Annotated in this window: 2 protein-coding genes and 1 pseudogene; all 3 read right to left on the bottom strand. The window is 68.5% G+C overall.

The features are described from left to right. Positions 1-41: 41 nt before the first annotated feature. The gene (locus tag LQV45_RS32185; RefSeq protein ID WP_230011586.1) at positions 42-743 is read right to left on the bottom strand and encodes an alpha/beta fold hydrolase; all 702 of its coding nucleotides are present in this window, start codon (positions 741-743) and stop codon (positions 42-44) included. A gap of 9 nt (positions 744-752) precedes the next feature. Further along, positions 753-1211 carry a DUF1579 family protein gene (locus LQV45_RS32180; protein WP_230011585.1) on the bottom strand — a complete coding sequence of 153 codons (459 nt, stop codon included), beginning with the start codon at positions 1209-1211 and terminating at the stop codon, positions 753-755. A gap of 30 nt (positions 1212-1241) precedes the next feature. Further along, positions 1242-1437: pseudogene (locus LQV45_RS32175) on the bottom strand (polyphosphate kinase 2); the annotation flags it as partial.

Below are 1437 nucleotides of genomic sequence, written 5' to 3'. Positions count from 1 at the left end.
GGATTTCCCCAGTTCAGCAGTGACCCGGCCAGCCGGTTCCTTTAGGTGCGGTCGGCGGCGGCCAGAATGGCGGCGCCGAGCTCGGACGGCCTGGTGAACTGCGGCCAGTGTCCGGTAGGCAGGTCCACATAGTCGACCTGGCGGATCCGTCCGAGCTCCGCCACGAACGGGTGGCCGCCGGCAACCATTTCCGTCAGCATCGAGGACGGGAATTCGCAGGCGATGATGGTGACCGGAACCTCGAAGCGGCGTTCATCCGAGAGCTGCTGCCGGTCCTGGGCCACGCCGCGGGGCTGCGGGATGGCACGGGCACGGAACATGGCGCGCAGCTCGTCGGTCAGGTCGGTGAGGTCCTGGTCCTCGAAGAGCTCCCACGGCGGCAGCGGCACCTCGTCGCCGTCGGCCGGGAGTTCGTCATTGATGACCCCACCCTCCCCCAGCGGTCCGCTGTCCACGTAGACAGCCCGGGCCACCCGGTCCGGGCGGGCGTCGACGGCGCCGTGGATGATGGCCCCGCCGCCGGAGTGGCCCACCAGGACCGCCGGCGCGTCGAAGGAATCGATCTTCTCCACGACGGCGTCGATGTGGGTGCGCAGGCCGATCCCGGCGCGCGGCGCATCCGCCGACTCCAGGCCCGGCAGGGTCAACGGATGGACCTTGTGCCCGGCCGCGGTCAGCGGCGGGGTGACGTCCGCCCACGACGAGGCGTCCAACCAGAATCCGGGTACGAGGATGATGTCCATGCCGGTACCCTACCGGTCGAGTACCAGCTCCACCACCTGGTAGGGGTCCTCGCCCGGGACCAGGTTGTGCATGGTGATGCGTCCGCCCGAGCCGTCCGCCGGGTGCAGGTGGATCTGCCAGCCCCAGTCCGGGCCGGTCGGCGCCGCATAGGAGCCGTTGAGCCGGAGGACACCGTCGCCGCCCACAGTGCCGGAGAACTGCATCAGCGCCTTGCCCGTGTGCCAGGAGTCCAGCCACACAGCGGTGGCGGGATCCGCGCCGGACGCGCCGCCGGCCAGGATCAGGAGGCCTTCCTGCGGGCTCTCACCGTCTGACCAGGTGTAGGCGACACTCGCGAAGTGTGCGGCGGTCACCGTCACCGTGGCGGTGGCCGCCGAAGCCTTGTAGTCGTCCGTGGGCATGAGCCGCAAGCGGTTTTGTCCCTGCCAGGCGCCAAGGAACGGTGTCACGTATTTCACAATGTCCATGCTGCAGTCTACTGAGCCAATCGATCCTGCTCAGTCCTTGGCCGGCTTTTCGAGGCTCGCCGCGAAGTCCGGGACGTAGCGGAACAGTTCCCGCGGCGGGCGCGTGTAGTTGACGGCCTTCGGCCGCTCCGGCAAGGTCACCTGTTCTGTCCGTACTTCGGTGTAGTCGATGCTGGAGAGCAGGTGGGCGATGAGGTTGATCCTTGCCCGGCGTTTGTCTTCGGCT

This window comes from Microbacterium sp. Bi128, from assembly GCF_918698205.1.
This window is presented reverse-complemented; position numbering and strand designations above follow the sequence as displayed.